The 13,774-nt window shown below is 60.2% G+C and carries 14 protein-coding genes; 12 read left to right on the top strand and 2 right to left on the bottom strand.

Annotated features, from left to right (window positions below; all coding sequences use genetic code 11):
* Positions 1 to 23: 23 nt before the first annotated feature.
* Both ELH03_RS11465 and ELH03_RS11460 read right to left on the bottom strand, forming a co-directional pair.
* A complete protein-coding gene (locus ELH03_RS11465) occupies positions 24 to 707 on the bottom strand; it encodes a DNA alkylation repair protein (RefSeq protein WP_130766317.1) in 684 nt (227 codons plus the stop codon).
* Complete coding sequence (locus ELH03_RS11460) at positions 704 to 1,573, bottom strand: NAD(P)-dependent oxidoreductase (protein ID WP_128403568.1); 870 nt, start codon at positions 1,571 to 1,573, stop codon at positions 704 to 706. Before ELH03_RS11460 ends, ELH03_RS11465 begins: the two co-directional genes overlap by 4 nt.
* Positions 1,574 to 1,735: 162 nt before the next feature.
* Between ELH03_RS11460 and ELH03_RS11455 the strand changes: the two genes are divergently transcribed.
* The 12 genes from ELH03_RS11455 (at position 1,736) to ELH03_RS11395 (ending at position 13,678) form a co-directional block, all read left to right on the top strand.
* The gene (locus ELH03_RS11455) at positions 1,736 to 2,104 is read left to right on the top strand and encodes a hypothetical protein (RefSeq protein ID WP_128403567.1); all 369 of its coding nucleotides are present in this window, start codon (positions 1,736 to 1,738) and stop codon (positions 2,102 to 2,104) included.
* A gap of 196 nt (positions 2,105 to 2,300) precedes the next feature.
* Positions 2,301 to 3,266, top strand: coding sequence for an aliphatic sulfonate ABC transporter substrate-binding protein (locus ELH03_RS11450; RefSeq protein WP_128403566.1), 966 nt, complete (start codon positions 2,301 to 2,303; stop codon positions 3,264 to 3,266).
* A 380-nt stretch (positions 3,267 to 3,646) separates the two neighbouring features.
* Entirely contained in the window at positions 3,647 to 4,837 is a 1,191-nt protein-coding gene (ssuD, locus tag ELH03_RS11440; RefSeq protein ID WP_027684401.1) for an FMNH2-dependent alkanesulfonate monooxygenase, read from the top strand.
* An 86-nt stretch (positions 4,838 to 4,923) separates the two neighbouring features.
* Positions 4,924 to 5,760 carry an ABC transporter permease subunit gene (locus tag ELH03_RS11435; protein ID WP_128403564.1) on the top strand — a complete coding sequence of 279 codons (837 nt, stop codon included), beginning with the start codon at positions 4,924 to 4,926 and terminating at the stop codon, positions 5,758 to 5,760.
* Positions 5,761 to 5,770: 10 nt separating this feature from the next.
* Positions 5,771 to 6,598 (top strand): ABC transporter ATP-binding protein, encoded by an 828-nt coding sequence (locus ELH03_RS11430; protein ID WP_130806679.1) that lies wholly within the window; start codon positions 5,771 to 5,773, stop codon positions 6,596 to 6,598.
* A gap of 240 nt (positions 6,599 to 6,838) precedes the next feature.
* A complete protein-coding gene (locus ELH03_RS11425) occupies positions 6,839 to 7,162 on the top strand; it encodes an ArsR/SmtB family transcription factor (protein WP_128403562.1) in 324 nt (107 codons plus the stop codon).
* Complete coding sequence (locus tag ELH03_RS11420) at positions 7,159 to 7,569, top strand: SRPBCC family protein (RefSeq protein ID WP_128410710.1); 411 nt, start codon at positions 7,159 to 7,161, stop codon at positions 7,567 to 7,569. The genes ELH03_RS11425 and ELH03_RS11420 overlap by 4 nt, the downstream gene beginning before the upstream one ends.
* A gap of 56 nt (positions 7,570 to 7,625) precedes the next feature.
* Positions 7,626 to 7,847 (top strand): hypothetical protein, encoded by a 222-nt coding sequence (locus ELH03_RS11415; protein ID WP_128403560.1) that lies wholly within the window; start codon positions 7,626 to 7,628, stop codon positions 7,845 to 7,847.
* Between the two features lie 11 nt (positions 7,848 to 7,858).
* Positions 7,859 to 8,329: a DUF1801 domain-containing protein gene (locus ELH03_RS11410; RefSeq protein ID WP_130766315.1), complete on the top strand. Its 471-nt coding sequence runs from the start codon at positions 7,859 to 7,861 to the stop codon at positions 8,327 to 8,329.
* Between the two features lie 46 nt (positions 8,330 to 8,375).
* Entirely contained in the window at positions 8,376 to 8,831 is a 456-nt protein-coding gene (locus tag ELH03_RS11405) for a DUF1801 domain-containing protein (protein ID WP_128410712.1), read from the top strand.
* A 410-nt stretch (positions 8,832 to 9,241) separates the two neighbouring features.
* Positions 9,242 to 10,924 (top strand): molecular chaperone HscC, encoded by a 1,683-nt coding sequence (locus tag ELH03_RS11400; protein ID WP_130766314.1) that lies wholly within the window; start codon positions 9,242 to 9,244, stop codon positions 10,922 to 10,924.
* Between the two features lie 3 nt (positions 10,925 to 10,927).
* Complete coding sequence (locus tag ELH03_RS11395; RefSeq protein ID WP_130766313.1) at positions 10,928 to 13,678, top strand: hypothetical protein; 2,751 nt, start codon at positions 10,928 to 10,930, stop codon at positions 13,676 to 13,678.
* The last annotated feature ends 96 nt before the right edge of the window (positions 13,679 to 13,774 follow it).

The following is a 13,774-nucleotide window of genomic DNA, read 5'->3' as shown; positions in this document are numbered from 1 at the left end:
CTCTATTCGAGCCGACATTCTCCTTATCCCAGCCGTGCCAATAGCTTTTCGCCGGCCAGCTCCCTGACGGCATCCTTGCCGATCCAGCGGGCGGTTTTGTCAGGCCTTTCCGCCAGGGCCCTTGCGAGCGCCAGTGCCGGCGCATGGCAGGCGAGATTGCGCTTGCCGATGCTGCGCAGCGCCCAGTTGACCGCCTTGCGCACGAAGTTTCGCGGGTCGCCGGCATGGGCCTCGATCAGCGGCAACCAGGCGAGGATGGTCGCATCAGGTTCCTTCTTCAAGTGAACCGCGGCACCGACAATCATGGCGAAGGCGGTGCGCCTGATAAATTCACGCTCGTCGGCGGCGAAGTCTGAGATGAGTTCATCCAGCCGGGCTTCAACGAAGAGATCGGCGGCGCAATCGACGATCTCCCAGGAATTGAAATCATCGGCCCAATTTCGGGCTTCTTCCGTCGTCAACCGCTTCGGCTCGGCTGTGTAGAGCGCAAGCAGGCGGGCTTCGCGGATATGGCTTCGCCAGAGCTGCATTGCCCTGACGTGATCTTTCTTCGCCAGCCTGGCGACCGCCCTGATGTCGGGATTGGAGATACCGATGGCGCGATCGGTGACGATGCCGAAGCGCGCCATGCCAGCAACATTCTCCCCCGAGCGCAGCGTTTCGAGATGCGCGATCAATTCGGCCGCATCGGAGGAGGGGTCGATCATTTTTCGAGGCGGGCGAGCAGCGAGGATGTGTCCCAGCGATTGCCGCCCATCGCCTGCACGTCGCCGTAGAACTGGTCGACGACGGCGGTGACCGGCAGCTTGGCGCCGTTGCGGCGGGCTTCGGTGAGCACGATGCCGAGATCCTTGCGCATCCAGTCGACCGCGAAGCCGAAATCATACTTTCCTGCGTTCATGGTCTTGTGGCGGTTTTCCATCTGCCAGGAGCCGGCGGCACCCTTGGAAATCACCTCGACCACCTTTTCGATATCGAGGCCGGCGCGCTTGCCGAAATGCAGCGCCTCAGCAAGTCCCTGGACAAGGCCGGCGATGCAGATCTGATTGACCATTTTGGTCAACTGGCCCGAGCCTGCCGGTCCCATCAAACCAACCATGCGGGCATAGGCGTCGATGACAGGTCTGGCGCGTTCGAAGACGGCCTCGTCGCCGCCGCACATGACGGTCAGGACGCCGTTCTCAGCGCCGGCCTGGCCGCCGGAGACGGGAGCGTCGATGAAATCGACACCTTTTTCCTTTGCCGCGGCATAAAGTTCGCGGGCGACTTCAGCGCTGGCGGTGGTGTTGTCGATCAGCACTGAACCGCGATTCATGCCGTGCAGGGCGCCGTTCTCGCCCAATGTCACCGATCGGAGATCTTCGTCATTGCCGACGCAAACGAAGACGAAATCGGCACCGACCGCGGCCTCGGCCGGGGTGGAGGCGGATTTGCCGGAGAATTTCTCGGCCCAGCCGGCGGCTTTTTCGGCGGTACGGTTGTAGACGGTAACATCGTGGCCGCCCTTCGTCTTCAGATGGCCCGCCATGGGGAAACCCATGACGCCGAGACCGATGAACGCGACTTTAGCCATATGTCCTATCCTTTTCCTCAAGTGCAGGTTCGAGGATTAACCGAAACGGCGGGAGCAGAAAAGCCCGTGAAGGCGGACTTCCTTCCGATTGACGCATATGAGGCTGGCGGCCCTTCGGACGAGCCCTAGATTGGAGGGAAGGCATTATGTTCCGGGGGTGACATGAGCGAAATTCCGACGATCAAGCCGCGGCGCAAAGGCCGCAACGGAATGCAGGCGATGCTCATTCCATCGCAAGAGATGGTCGCAGAGCAGATACGATCGGCACCGGAAGGTATCCTCACAGACGTCGGTGTTCTCCGTCGCTATCTCGCCGCGCAATACGGGGCGGACGCCTGTTGCCCGGTGACTGTGCAGCGGCATTTGCGTGCGATCGCTGAGCTGTCCTACGGCGCGCTGGAAAAGGGTGAGCCGGTTTCGACGGTCACGCCCTATTGGCGCATGGTCGATCCCGCAAGCCTGCTTGCGAAGCGTCTTGCCGGCGGCCCCACCTTCATCCGGGAGCGGCTGGCCGCCGAAGGTCGGGAGTGAACCGGGTTGGGGAAGCATAAGCCGCGCGCGAAAAAATTTCGTTTGAGGGCGATTTTCGGGCCGCAAAATTTCAGCAAAGGCGGAATCTCGCAAATAAAATTGTCGATATAAATTATAGATTTCATCATCATGGCATTCATCACTGACAGGGTCGACCAGCCGAAAACAGGCCCGGCACCATCAAAAGGGGAAAGTCATGATTTCACGTCGACAAACGCTCGGGCTTTTCGCAGCAGCCGCGGCCACGGCAATCCTGCCGGCTGTCAGGCCGGCACGCGCTGCCGCCAGCGAATTCCGTATCGGCTGGCAGAAAAATGGCGTGCTGGCGCTCGCCAAGCGTCGCAGCGCACTTGAAAAGCGGCTTGCCGATCACGGCATTACCGTCAGCTGGTCGGAATTCACCTCCGGCCCGCCGCTTCTCGAAGCGCTGGGCGCCGGCGCTCTCGATTTCGGCGCGACTGGCGATGTGCCGCCGCTCTTTGCCCAGGCTGCCGGCGGGCAGCTCTATTATGTCGGTCTCTACAAGGGCAGCCCGGCAGCCTCGGCCATCCTCGTGCGCAAGGATTCGTCGATCAAGACGCTTGAAGACCTCAAGGGTAAGAAGGTCGCTTTCAAGCGCGGCTCCAGCGCGCATAATGTAACCGTCAAGGTTCTGCGCAAGGCAGGCCTGAAGCCCGAAGATGTCGAGCAGCTCGATCTTTCGCCGCCAGATGCCGCCGCAGCTTTCAAGAATGGCAGCATCGACGCCTGGTCGATCTGGGATCCTTATCTGGCGATTGCCGAAGCTGATCCGGAGACAGGTATCCTGACGACCGCTGAAGGCATCGTCGACTCCTACAGTTTCTTCCTCGCCAACCGTGATTTCACCGACGCCAACGGGCAAGTGGTCGTCGACGTGATCGATGAGCTTGCCGAGGTCGGTAAGTCGGCACAGAGCAATCTCGACGAAACGGTGAAGGAGCTTTCCGAAATCACCGGCGTGCCGGCTGACGTGACGCGCATGACATTGACGCGCAAGGGCGCCAATCTCGGCAGCGTGTCGACCATCACCGATGCCGCCGCCGCCTATCAGCAGGCACTCGCAGACGAGTTCTACGGGCTCGGCATCCTGCCGAAGAAGCTCGTGACCGGCGATATCGTCTGGCGTCCCAAGGCGAGCTGATTTTCCGGCCAGGACTAAGATTTCCGCGAGGCGGTATGGAGAGGGTCTTCATGCCGCCGAACCGGAAAAATATTCTCCAAAACGGATTATAATAGCAAATTGATATTGTCGATCTAATTAGTAGTCTATGTCAGTATCCTGACGATCGACGCGGACACCGAAAGGCGTCGGCCAGCCGCCATCCGATCGACAGGGATATTTCAGATGCTCGCGCATAGATGGACAGCCGGCCTTACAACAGCCTCCGCCGCCACCGCGATCCTCCCAAGCTTTCGCGCGGCGGCGGCGCCGAGTGGGCAGTCTGTGTGTCGCCGCTTGCCAGGGGCCATCTCGACCGCGCGAGTTGATTTTCGAATTTCGCAGCTAAAGGACCGTCTTCCATGACCACCACCTCCCATACAGGCACATCCGAGCCTATCAATTTCCTCTGGTTCATCCCGACATCGGGCGACGGCACCTATCTCGGCTCCTCCGAGCTCAACCGTGCGCCAGAGATCGGTTATCTCACGCAGATCGCCCAGGCCGTCGATCGGCTCGGCTATTCCGGCGTGCTGCTGCCGACCGGGGTTGCCTGCGAGGAATCCTTCGTGACCGCCGCAGCCCTTGCCGCCAAGACCGAGAAGCTGCAGTTCCTGGTGGCGATCCGCCCGGGAACGGCATCGCCTGCCTATTACGCGCGTCTTGCGACGACGCTCGACCGCATCTCCAACGGCCGGCTGCTGCTCAACATCGTGGTCGGCGGCAGCCCGGCGGAGCTTGCCGGCGATGGCATCCATCTCGAGCATGACGAACGCTACGCCCATGCGGAGGAGTTCTTCACCGTCTTTGAGGAATTGCTGGAAAAGGGAACGGCAAGCTTCGACGGCAAATACATCAAGGCGACCAATGCGCGCCTCGGCTTCCCCTCGGTGCAGAACCCGCGCCCGCCGCTCTATTTCGGCGGCTCGTCGGATGCGGGTATCGATTTTTCCGTCGGCCGCGTCGACAAGTACCTGACCTGGGGCGAGCCGCCGGCACAGGTTGCCGAGAAGATCACCAAGGTGCGCAAAGCCGCCGGCGAACGCGGCCGCGAGGTGAGCTTCGGCATTCGTCTGCACTTCATCGTGCGCGAAACCGATGATGAGGCATGGGAGGCAGCCGAGCGGCTGATCCGCCATCTCGACGACGATACGATCCGCGAGGCGCAGGAGCGCTTTGTCCAGGAGTCCGACTCGGTCGGCCAGAAGCGCATGGCCGCCCTTCATGGCGGGCGCCGCGACAAGCTCGAAGTCTCGCCGAACCTCTGGGCCGGCGTCGGCCTGGTGCGCGCCGGTGCGGGCACGGCGCTGGTCGGCTCGCCGAAGACGGTGGCTGCACGCCTTCGCGAATATCAGGAGATTGGCATCGATACGGTGATCGGCTCCGGCTATCCGCATCTCGAAGAGGCCTATCGCGTCGCCGAGCTACTTTTCCCTGAACTCGGCATCACCCGCGAGCAGCAGCGCCTGGGCTTCAACAACGAGTTCGGCCGTAAGCAGGTCTTCGCAGGCGGCAGCCATGGCGGCAATCTGAAAGTCGTCTCCGGTTCCTGATCTCGAACGAAGACGCAGAGCGTGACACCGCCGCAAGCCGCTTAGGGCTTGCGGCATCCTGCTCCCGATAAGCGCGAGGACAATGCATGTCGACTTTCGATACTCCGTTCGTACGGTCGGTCGCTTCCGAAAAGGCCGGGAAGGCGGGTTTGCGCCTGCCGCTGCCTGGCTTGGACAAGCTGACCCCTTATCTGGTGCCGGTGGCGATCGTGGCGTTGTGGCAGCTTGCCTCCTCGGCCGGCTGGATCTCATCGCGCATCATGCCGTCGCCGGCCGATGTCGGCCTCGCCTTCTGGTCAACGACGGTTTCCGGCCAGTTGCCGAACGACGTGCTGGTGAGCGCCGGCCGCGCCTTTGCCGGCCTTCTCGTCGGCGGTTCGATCGGCTTCCTGCTCGGTATCGCCAACGGGGTGTCGCGCATTTCCGAGCAGCTGACCGACACGACACTGCAGATGCTGCGCACCATTCCGCATCTGGCGATGATCCCGCTTGTCATCCTGTGGTTCGGAATCGGCGAGGAATCGAAGCTGTTCCTCACGTCGCTCGGCGTGCTCTTCCCCGTCTATCTCAACACCTATCACGGCGTGCGCAATGTCGATCGCGATCTGATCGAGATGGGCAAGGTCTATGGCATGGGCAACTGGACGCTGTTTCGCAAGGTGATCTTTCCAGGCGCGCTGCCGTCGATCTTCGTTGGCCTCAGATATGCGCTCGGCATCATGTGGCTGACGCTGATCGTATCGGAATCGATCGCCGCATCCTCAGGCATCGGCCACATGGCCAACAATGCCCGCGAATTCATGATGACTGACGTCGTCGTGCTCGCCCTCGTCATCTATGCCGTGCTCGGCAAGCTTGCCGATGCCATCGCCCGGGTTCTGGAGAGGCGGCTGCTCGCCTGGAACCCGGTCTATCAGAAATAGGAGAGACGCCATGACTTCGATCGCACATGAGCGTTTTCACGCCGTCGCCGAAGAGCCAGCTTATGCGCGTGAAAACGCGCCCGCGGTGGGCCGCAGTGCGCCCGCGGCGATCAGCCTGACGGGGCTTGAAAAGAGCTTTGGGGCCAACCGCGTACTGCGCGGCATCAATCTGCATATTCCAGCCGGCCAGTTCGTTGCCGTTATCGGCAAGAGCGCCTGCGGCAAGAGCACGCTGCTGCGCATCCTGATGGGTCTCGACGCGCCGAGTGCCGGCGAGCTGCATTTCGAGGATGCTGACGGCGCGCAGGCGAGCCCGAACGCGCGCATCGTCTTTCAGGAGCCACGGCTGCTGCCCTGGCTCAGTGTCGCCGACAATGTCGTCGTCGGGCTCGGCGACGGCATCGACAGCCGGGCGGCGCTGAAGGCGGCCGACGCCGTGCTTGCCGAAGTCCAGCTTGGCGAGAAGGCCGGAGAATGGCCGGCGCGCCTTTCCGGCGGTCAGCGGCAGCGCGTGGCACTGGCGCGGGCGCTGGTGAGCCGGCCGGGCGTGCTGGCGCTCGACGAACCACTTGGCGCGCTCGATGCGCTGACGCGGATCAGCATGCAGGAACTCGTCAACCGTGTCTGGCGTGAACTCGGTTTCACTGCCGTGCTCGTCACCCATGATGTCAGTGAAGCGGTGCATCTCGCCGACCGGGTCATCGTGCTCGATGAGGGGCGGATCGCACTCGATCTTCCCATTCCTTATCCACATCCGCGCCGGCATGGCCATCCCGGCCTCGCCGAGCTCGAAGGCCGGCTGCTTGCCGCGATCCTCGGCACCGACGGCGGTCATTGATCCCAGCCCTGTTCGCGAAGCTGCATGACCTCGGCATAGGCGAGGCGTGTCCGAGCGAGCATGCATGACCATAGTGAAAATGTATAGGCGCCAGGGTATGAGACGTTCAATTTGTCTCTGCCGAGGCGCGCTATTGCGCGCACCAAAAATCAGCAAATCGCGTTGTCTCACGTCCAGCTTGACTCACCCATACCTCTATGGCTATACGTTTATCCATAGCCAATGGGGTATGGATTGTGGATGTCGAACGCTCAAGACGTGCTCTTCAGAACGCTCGCCGATCCGACACGGAGGGCTCTTTTCGAACGGCTGTGCCGCGAAGGAGAGAAGACGGTCGGGGCTTTGACGGCACGCGCCGGGGTCTCGCAACCGGTCGTCTCGAAACATCTCGGAATCCTGAAGCAGGCCGGATTGGTGCGTGACCGTCACGAAGGTCGCCAGACGCACTATAGCGCCCAGCTCGGTGCGCTGGCGCCGCTGGTCGATTGGACAAGTGAGATGGCTGGCTTTTGGCAGAATCGGTTCGACCAGCTGGAAGATCTACTGAAAAGGATGGACCAATGACCGAAACATCGACTGAAACCCGTTCCGTCGTCGTCGAACGAGAGATCCCTTTTCCGCCGGAAAAGATCTGGCGCGCGCTCACCCAGCCGCATCTGATTGCGGATTGGCTGATGAAGAACGACTTCGTGCCGGTCGTGGATCACCGTTTTAAGCTCAGCGCGGATTGGGGATCGGTCGATTGCCAGGTCCTGGAAGTCGAACCGAACAAAACCCTGTCTTACACCTGGGCTGCCTATGATCTCGCAAGCGTCGTCACCTGGACTCTCACGCCCACCAGCGCGGGCACGCACCTGCGTATGGAGCAGTCAGGCTTCCGGCCGGATCAGCGGCAGGCTTACGGGGGCGCCAGGAGCGGCTGGCAACAATTCTTCGCAAAGCTGGAGCAGGTGCTGGCACGGATCGAATGAGACAGTTGCCAACGGATCACGCCATCCGCTTCGGCTCGTTTTCGCAGGAGGTTCCCTTGAATTGGAATAACTGGTTTCGGCAGATCCACCGTTGGCTGTCCATTGCCTTTACGCTGGCCGTCATAATTAATATCATCGCGATGGTGCAGGAGAAATCGTCGGTCTGGGTAGGGCTGTTGGCGCTTCTTCCGCTCGCCTTACTCCTGCTCACCGGTCTGTACTTGTTCGTCCTGCCTTATGCCGCCAGATGGCGCAGCGCGGGTCGCAGCAGCGGATAGGAGTGAACAGAATGGCTGGCAGGACGTCGAGGACCTCTGCGAAAGTCACAAAAAAGACTGCCGCCGAGGCAGCCATCGCAAATCCAGTTCTTCTCTCGGGCGGCAATCCGCAGATCGCCAAGGGTTACGGAGATGCTCCCGTGCAGGCCTATATCGCCGCCATGCCGGGGTGGAAAAGCGATGTCGGGCGCCGTCTCGACGCGCTCGTCACCAGTACCGTTCCTGATGTGCATAAGGCAGTCAAATGGAACTCGCCCCTCTATGGCATCGAAGGGCAGGGCTGGTTCCTCGGTGTCCATTGCTTCGCGAAGTACATCAAACTCGCTTTTTTCCGCGGCACGTCGCTCAGTCCCATCCCGGCCGGCGAGTCCAAACAAAAGGAAGTGCGTTACTTCCATATTCATGAGGAAGACCAACTCGACGAGGCCCAGCTCGCCGCCTGGGTGGAGCAAGCCAGCCAATTGCCCGGTGAACGAATGTGAGCGGATGCCAGGTCATCAGCACTTAAGGGATGGAGGAGCAATATCGATGAAGAAAGCCACGGCAACCATGAAGAAGAGCGGCTCCAGCGAAGAGAAGGACGGAGACTCTCCTTCTCGTTTGATCGATGCGAGAATTAAGGAGTTGAGCGATTGGCGAGGCGAGACGCTCGCTCGGGTCCGAACTCTCATCAGGCAGGCTGAGCCCGATGTGGTCGAGGAATGGAAGTGGAGAGGGGTTCCGGTGTGGGAGCGCGCCGGCATCATCTGCACCGGCGAGACCTACAAAAGCGTCGTGAAGCTGACCTTCGCCAAAGGCGCCTCGCTGGAGGACCCTTCAGGCCTTTTCAACTCCAGCCTTGACGGCAATACCAGGCGCGCCATCGATTTCCACGAAGGTGATGAGATTGACGAGCAGGCGTTGAAGACGCTCGTTCGCGCCGCCGCCGCCCTCAATACTTCAGCGCGGACTGCCGGCTCACGGAAGAAAACAGGCAGCGCTTGAGGCGCTAGCCGCGAAATCGGGACCTAACCGGACAATGTGGCGACTTGCTTGACCATGTCGCCGTCTGCGCGTCGTCGAGCTGCGGATGTCGGCGCGCGTCCTTGCTGCGCGCATGCCTCGACATACCTTGCAGCTCTCTAAGTTGGCTTGCTCCGCCAGGTGCTGAGGATCATCGCCTATATCGATAGAGTTTTATCGACTTTCTGAAACATGCTTCAATTTTGATCAACTATGAGATGCATAAATAACATCGTCTCATAGTCAGAATGCCTCCTGTGCCAGCTCTCATACATATCCGGATTTGTGCAACGATGGCCGCCATCGGGACACGATGACGCTGGCTGCGAAGAAGTGACCACAATTGCAGCGGCGCAGACGCCACACCTGTTTAATTCGCATCCGAGGTTTTAATGGCAATTATCGGTATTGATCTTGGCACGTCCAATTCGTTGGTGGCCGTCTGGTCGGAAAATGGTGCAGAACTCATCGCCAACGCGCTTGGTGAAACCCTAACGCCATCGGCGGTCAGCATTGCCGACGACAGCGTGCTGCTGGTCGGGCGGGCGGCTGCCGATCGATTGATCACACATCCGCAGCGCTCCGTCGCTTCCTTCAAGCGCTGGATGGGAAGCGCCAACACCGTGCAACTGGCCGGCAAAACCTGGCGCGCCGAGGAACTGTCGGCGCTGGTGCTGAAGTCGCTTAAGGATGATGTCGAAGCCGGCCTGGGCGAAGAGATCGTCGAAGCCGTCATTTCGGTTCCTGCCTACTTCAATGACCCTCAGCGCAAGGCGACGCTCGACGCAGCCCGACTGGCCGGACTGAGGGTCGAGCGGTTGATCAATGAGCCCACTGCCGCGGCGCTGGCGCATGGCCTGGAGGCGGTGGGAGACGGATGTTTTCTGATCCTTGACCTCGGGGGCGGAACATTCGACGTGTCGCTACTGCACAAATACGAGAACGTGATGGAAATCCGGGCTTCGGCTGGTGATTCTCTGCTCGGAGGCAATGATTTTCGCGATGTGATCGTCGAGCTCTTGGTCAAACGACATGAGTTGGACGAAGCCAAGCTTGAGCCTGCTGACCGGGCGCGGCTGTTGCGCGAGGCGGAAGCGCTCAAATTCGCTCTGACCGATAGGGCGGAGGCAGGTTATGATTTAACGCTCGGCAAGACGAAATGCACTGGAGAGGTGCGCCGGACCACATTCGAGGAAGCGGCAGCGCCGCTCCTCAGACGAATGCGCATGCCGATCGAAAGCGCGGTTCGCGATGCACGTGTCGACATTGCCAAGATAGATCAGATCGTTCTCGTCGGCGGTGCGACCAGGATGCCCCTCGTGCGCAATCTCGTCACCAGGCTGTTCGGCCGCTTTCCGCTGGTACATGCGCGGCCCGACCATGCCATCGCGATCGGTGCGGCGGTGCAGTCCGGTCTCAAGCATCGTCGCGGCGCTCTCGATGAAGTCATCATGACGGATGTATGTCCTTTTACCCTTGGGACCTCCGTCCTCGATCCTAGGGCACCTGATGGCGTCATCCTGTCCCCGATCATCGAGCGCAATGCCGTGGTCCCGATCAGCCGGGAAAATACCTATTGGACGGCGTCGAACATGCAGACGTACGTCAATATCGAGGTGCTGCAGGGGGAGCACATGCGCCCATCGCAGAACGTGCGGATCGGGGCCGTTAGTGTATCGGTCCCGCCGGGGCCTGCTGGCAGGGAATCTGTGGCTGTGCGATTCACCTATGACATAAACGGCGCCCTGGAAGTCGAAGTAAAGGTGATCTCAACGGGGCATGTCGAACGAAAGGTCTTCCGCAACCAGTCTAATCTCAGCGACCAGGAGCTCGACAAGAGCTTCGCGGCGCTGGCATCCATCAAGCTGGCGCCACGCGATCAGCAGGAAAACCGCTCGCTGATCGCACGGGCTGAAAGACTGTACGTTGAATCGTTGGGGCCAGCACGGGAGCACGTTGCGCAGCTTCTCCTGCAATTCGAGACCGCGCTGCACGATCAGGCAAACCACGATCTCGACGGCTTGCGCCGTGCATTTGCCGAAACATTGAACCAGTTCGAACGCAGAATTCTTTAATCCATGGTTGAAACTTACTGGACGCTCCTGCAAATCGCACCGACGCAGGAAGAAAACGATATTCGGCGTGCTTATGCCCGGCGACTCCGCGATTTTCGGCCCGACGAGGATCCGGAGGGATTCCAGCGGCTGGTTGGCGCGCGCGATGCCGCGTTGAATTGGGCGAACACGCAACCGGCTGAACTGTTGACGGCGGCCATCGACGGCCGCGATGGCGTGGGGTGGGATGTCGACGTTAACGAGTCGACGGCGCGAGATAATACCGGCAGCTGCGAGCAGCCGAAGGCTGACATGACTGGCGAAATAACGCCACGATTGGAATCATCGATTGCAAAGCCGGCGGAATTTCCGGCCGAATTCGAGGCAATTGATGACGGGAGCGACAGACTGGCGTTCGAGCGCCTGAACGAAATCGTGGCACGGGAGAAAGGGCGTCCCTGGGGGACGGACCCTGCGGTCTATGAGGCGCAGCCGTGGATTGAGCTGTTTAATCTCGCTGCGGGCATGAACCTGCAGCGTCACGAGCAATTTCTGGAAGCAGTTGGCCGTCGGTTTCCATCGATTCTTCCCCCCATCGGCCTCCAGGGGCTCGAAACCACCAGAGAGTTCGCGGAAGGGCGCGGCGTTTCCGCTCTCGTCGAAACGATTGAGCAGCAATGCCGGTTTGCCGAGCGACCGGCCGACCTCATACATTTTTGCGGCCAGGAGGCCGCCATGATTTACTTCTCGTGGCTGGCGCATGCGCAATCGGCACGTAACGTTCTGCAACGGCGAGCGGCCGGGCGGACGGCCTATACCGACGGACGTACCGGCCTGCCGGTCTTCCCGGATGAGGATCGACTTTTTGCGTTGGAAACGGCCGAGTTGGTCAAATTCCACAAGGAGGCAATCGATCGCGGTCGTTGGCCATTTCGCTTTGACCTGAAAACCTTGATCTTACCGGGGACACGGTCGGTGTCTGCCGGGTTGATCTGGCAGGGTGGACTTTTTCTCGCGCTCCTGGCCGTGATTGCGATGGGCGGTTTCTCGTTGAACAACGATACCGCGCAGCTCATTGCCTTGACGGGCATTCCTGTTTTGCTGGGCGCGCGCATAGTCATGGCGGTGTTTCTTAACCGGCTGGCGGTCGGCGCCGCGTTGCAGCGGGTGATGTATGCTGACCGTCTTGGACTCTGGTCGAGGAAACCCAGGCCGGATACGTTGCGCAATAAATGGCGGGAATATGAGCGGCTCATATATATGGGCGAGGTCTTTCTGTCCTTGGCTGTGCTTGTTTCGGTGCCGATCATGATCTCGACTTTTTGGCAGCTGAAGGACGACATGGATCGGCCGGTTGAAACTGTCGTTTCGGAGATCGTCGTCTCGGCCTTCGTTGCAGTCGCAAGCGACGACCGGCTGCCTGACGGCCAGCTTTTCGATCTGATCGATTTCGTAATTTCGTCTGAGCAGGCGAATTTCAGCGAACGCGGCAAGGGAGCCGACCTCCTGGTGCGCAATCTCGGAAACCGCGGATGGCTGGCCGAGCTGCACAGCCGCGAGGATCGATTGCTTAGCCAGAGCTGGATATCTGGCTCGGACCGGGTACTGATAGGTCCTGCTATCGTGACCCCTGCTGCGGAACGCGAACGTAAATTGCGTGTCCTTGCCGATGCATACCGTTCGGCAACGCCGGAAGGGCGCATGCAGATCGAGCGATCGCTTGCGGCCTGGAAGCTAACGCTCAATCTTGCGAAAGGCCCGCAAGCCATTGCAGCAGTCTGGGCCGCCATGCCGCCGCGCACTAATGGTCCGAATCTGGATGCCTTTCCGGAGGAGATGCGCTGGCTGTTGATCGGCAAATTCCTGGCGAACGCAATTGGCAATTTTGTCGACAGCGATGTTCAGCTCGTCGGTCAGTTTCACTGGCTACTAACGGTTCCCGCCGATAGGCTTTACGAGGCCGGGCCGCTGCGGCCAGTCGCTGTTGCGGATCAGAGTCCGCCCCTCGCATCCGTTAACGAGGACAACAGCGATGAAACTGGCGTTGTACGTTACTTCAGGGAGCATGGCGATCGCTCTGCGAACGAAGCGCCGGCACTGCCTCGTCTGAATGCAGCATTGGCGCGCTCGAGTTATTTCGACGTTGCCCGCACGTGTCTTGATTCGAGTAGCGAAACGGATCGCTCACATATGCGTGAAGTAATCGCGCGGTCCTTGGCGAATTCGCCCGATGCCGGCATTTCGTCGAGTGCCGATCTTTGGCAGACGTTGGGGCGGCTCGCGCTTGCGGAGCCTGCGTGCTATCGTAATGCCTCTGCAACCGGAAGGCTATCCGGTCCCGACTTACCACTCACCCAACTGGACGACCGGTTCGATGCGATTGACGATGAATTGGATCGGTTCACCGAGGCCGAGCCGGATGCCATCGTAGAGATTCTTCGGTTCATTGTCCCCCAACACGGCATCTACAGTTTCACCCGTAATCGGCTGATCGCACACAGCCATTTTCTTCTTGGCAACTGGTTCATCAACAGAGAGGATTATCGCAATGCGATCCTCGAATATGATCAGGCGCTGGACGCGAAGGAGTGCAGCGAGTTTTACGCTCCGCGAGGTCAGGCGCTCCAGGCATTAGGAGATGACAAGCGGGCTGAAGCAGATTTTCAGCGGGCACGCGAGACACCCGGAAGGTGCTTTATCGGCAATGCCAATGGTGACGCCTTGAAATCGTCACTCAAGACATTGGTCAAAAAAATGGATTCACATACGCCTTAGCGACTGGCGTCGCACTTGTCGGTGCCCGACATGCCATCGAAGGTGTAGTTGCGAATGCTCTCCTCCCATCCTGTCGCCGGATTGCGATCGACTTGA

This window comes from Rhizobium beringeri (assembly GCF_004306515.1).
Classification (GTDB): domain Bacteria; phylum Pseudomonadota; class Alphaproteobacteria; order Rhizobiales; family Rhizobiaceae; genus Rhizobium; species Rhizobium beringeri.
The sequence above is the reverse complement of the archived record's forward strand: the minus strand, read 5'-3'. Positions and strand labels throughout refer to the sequence as shown.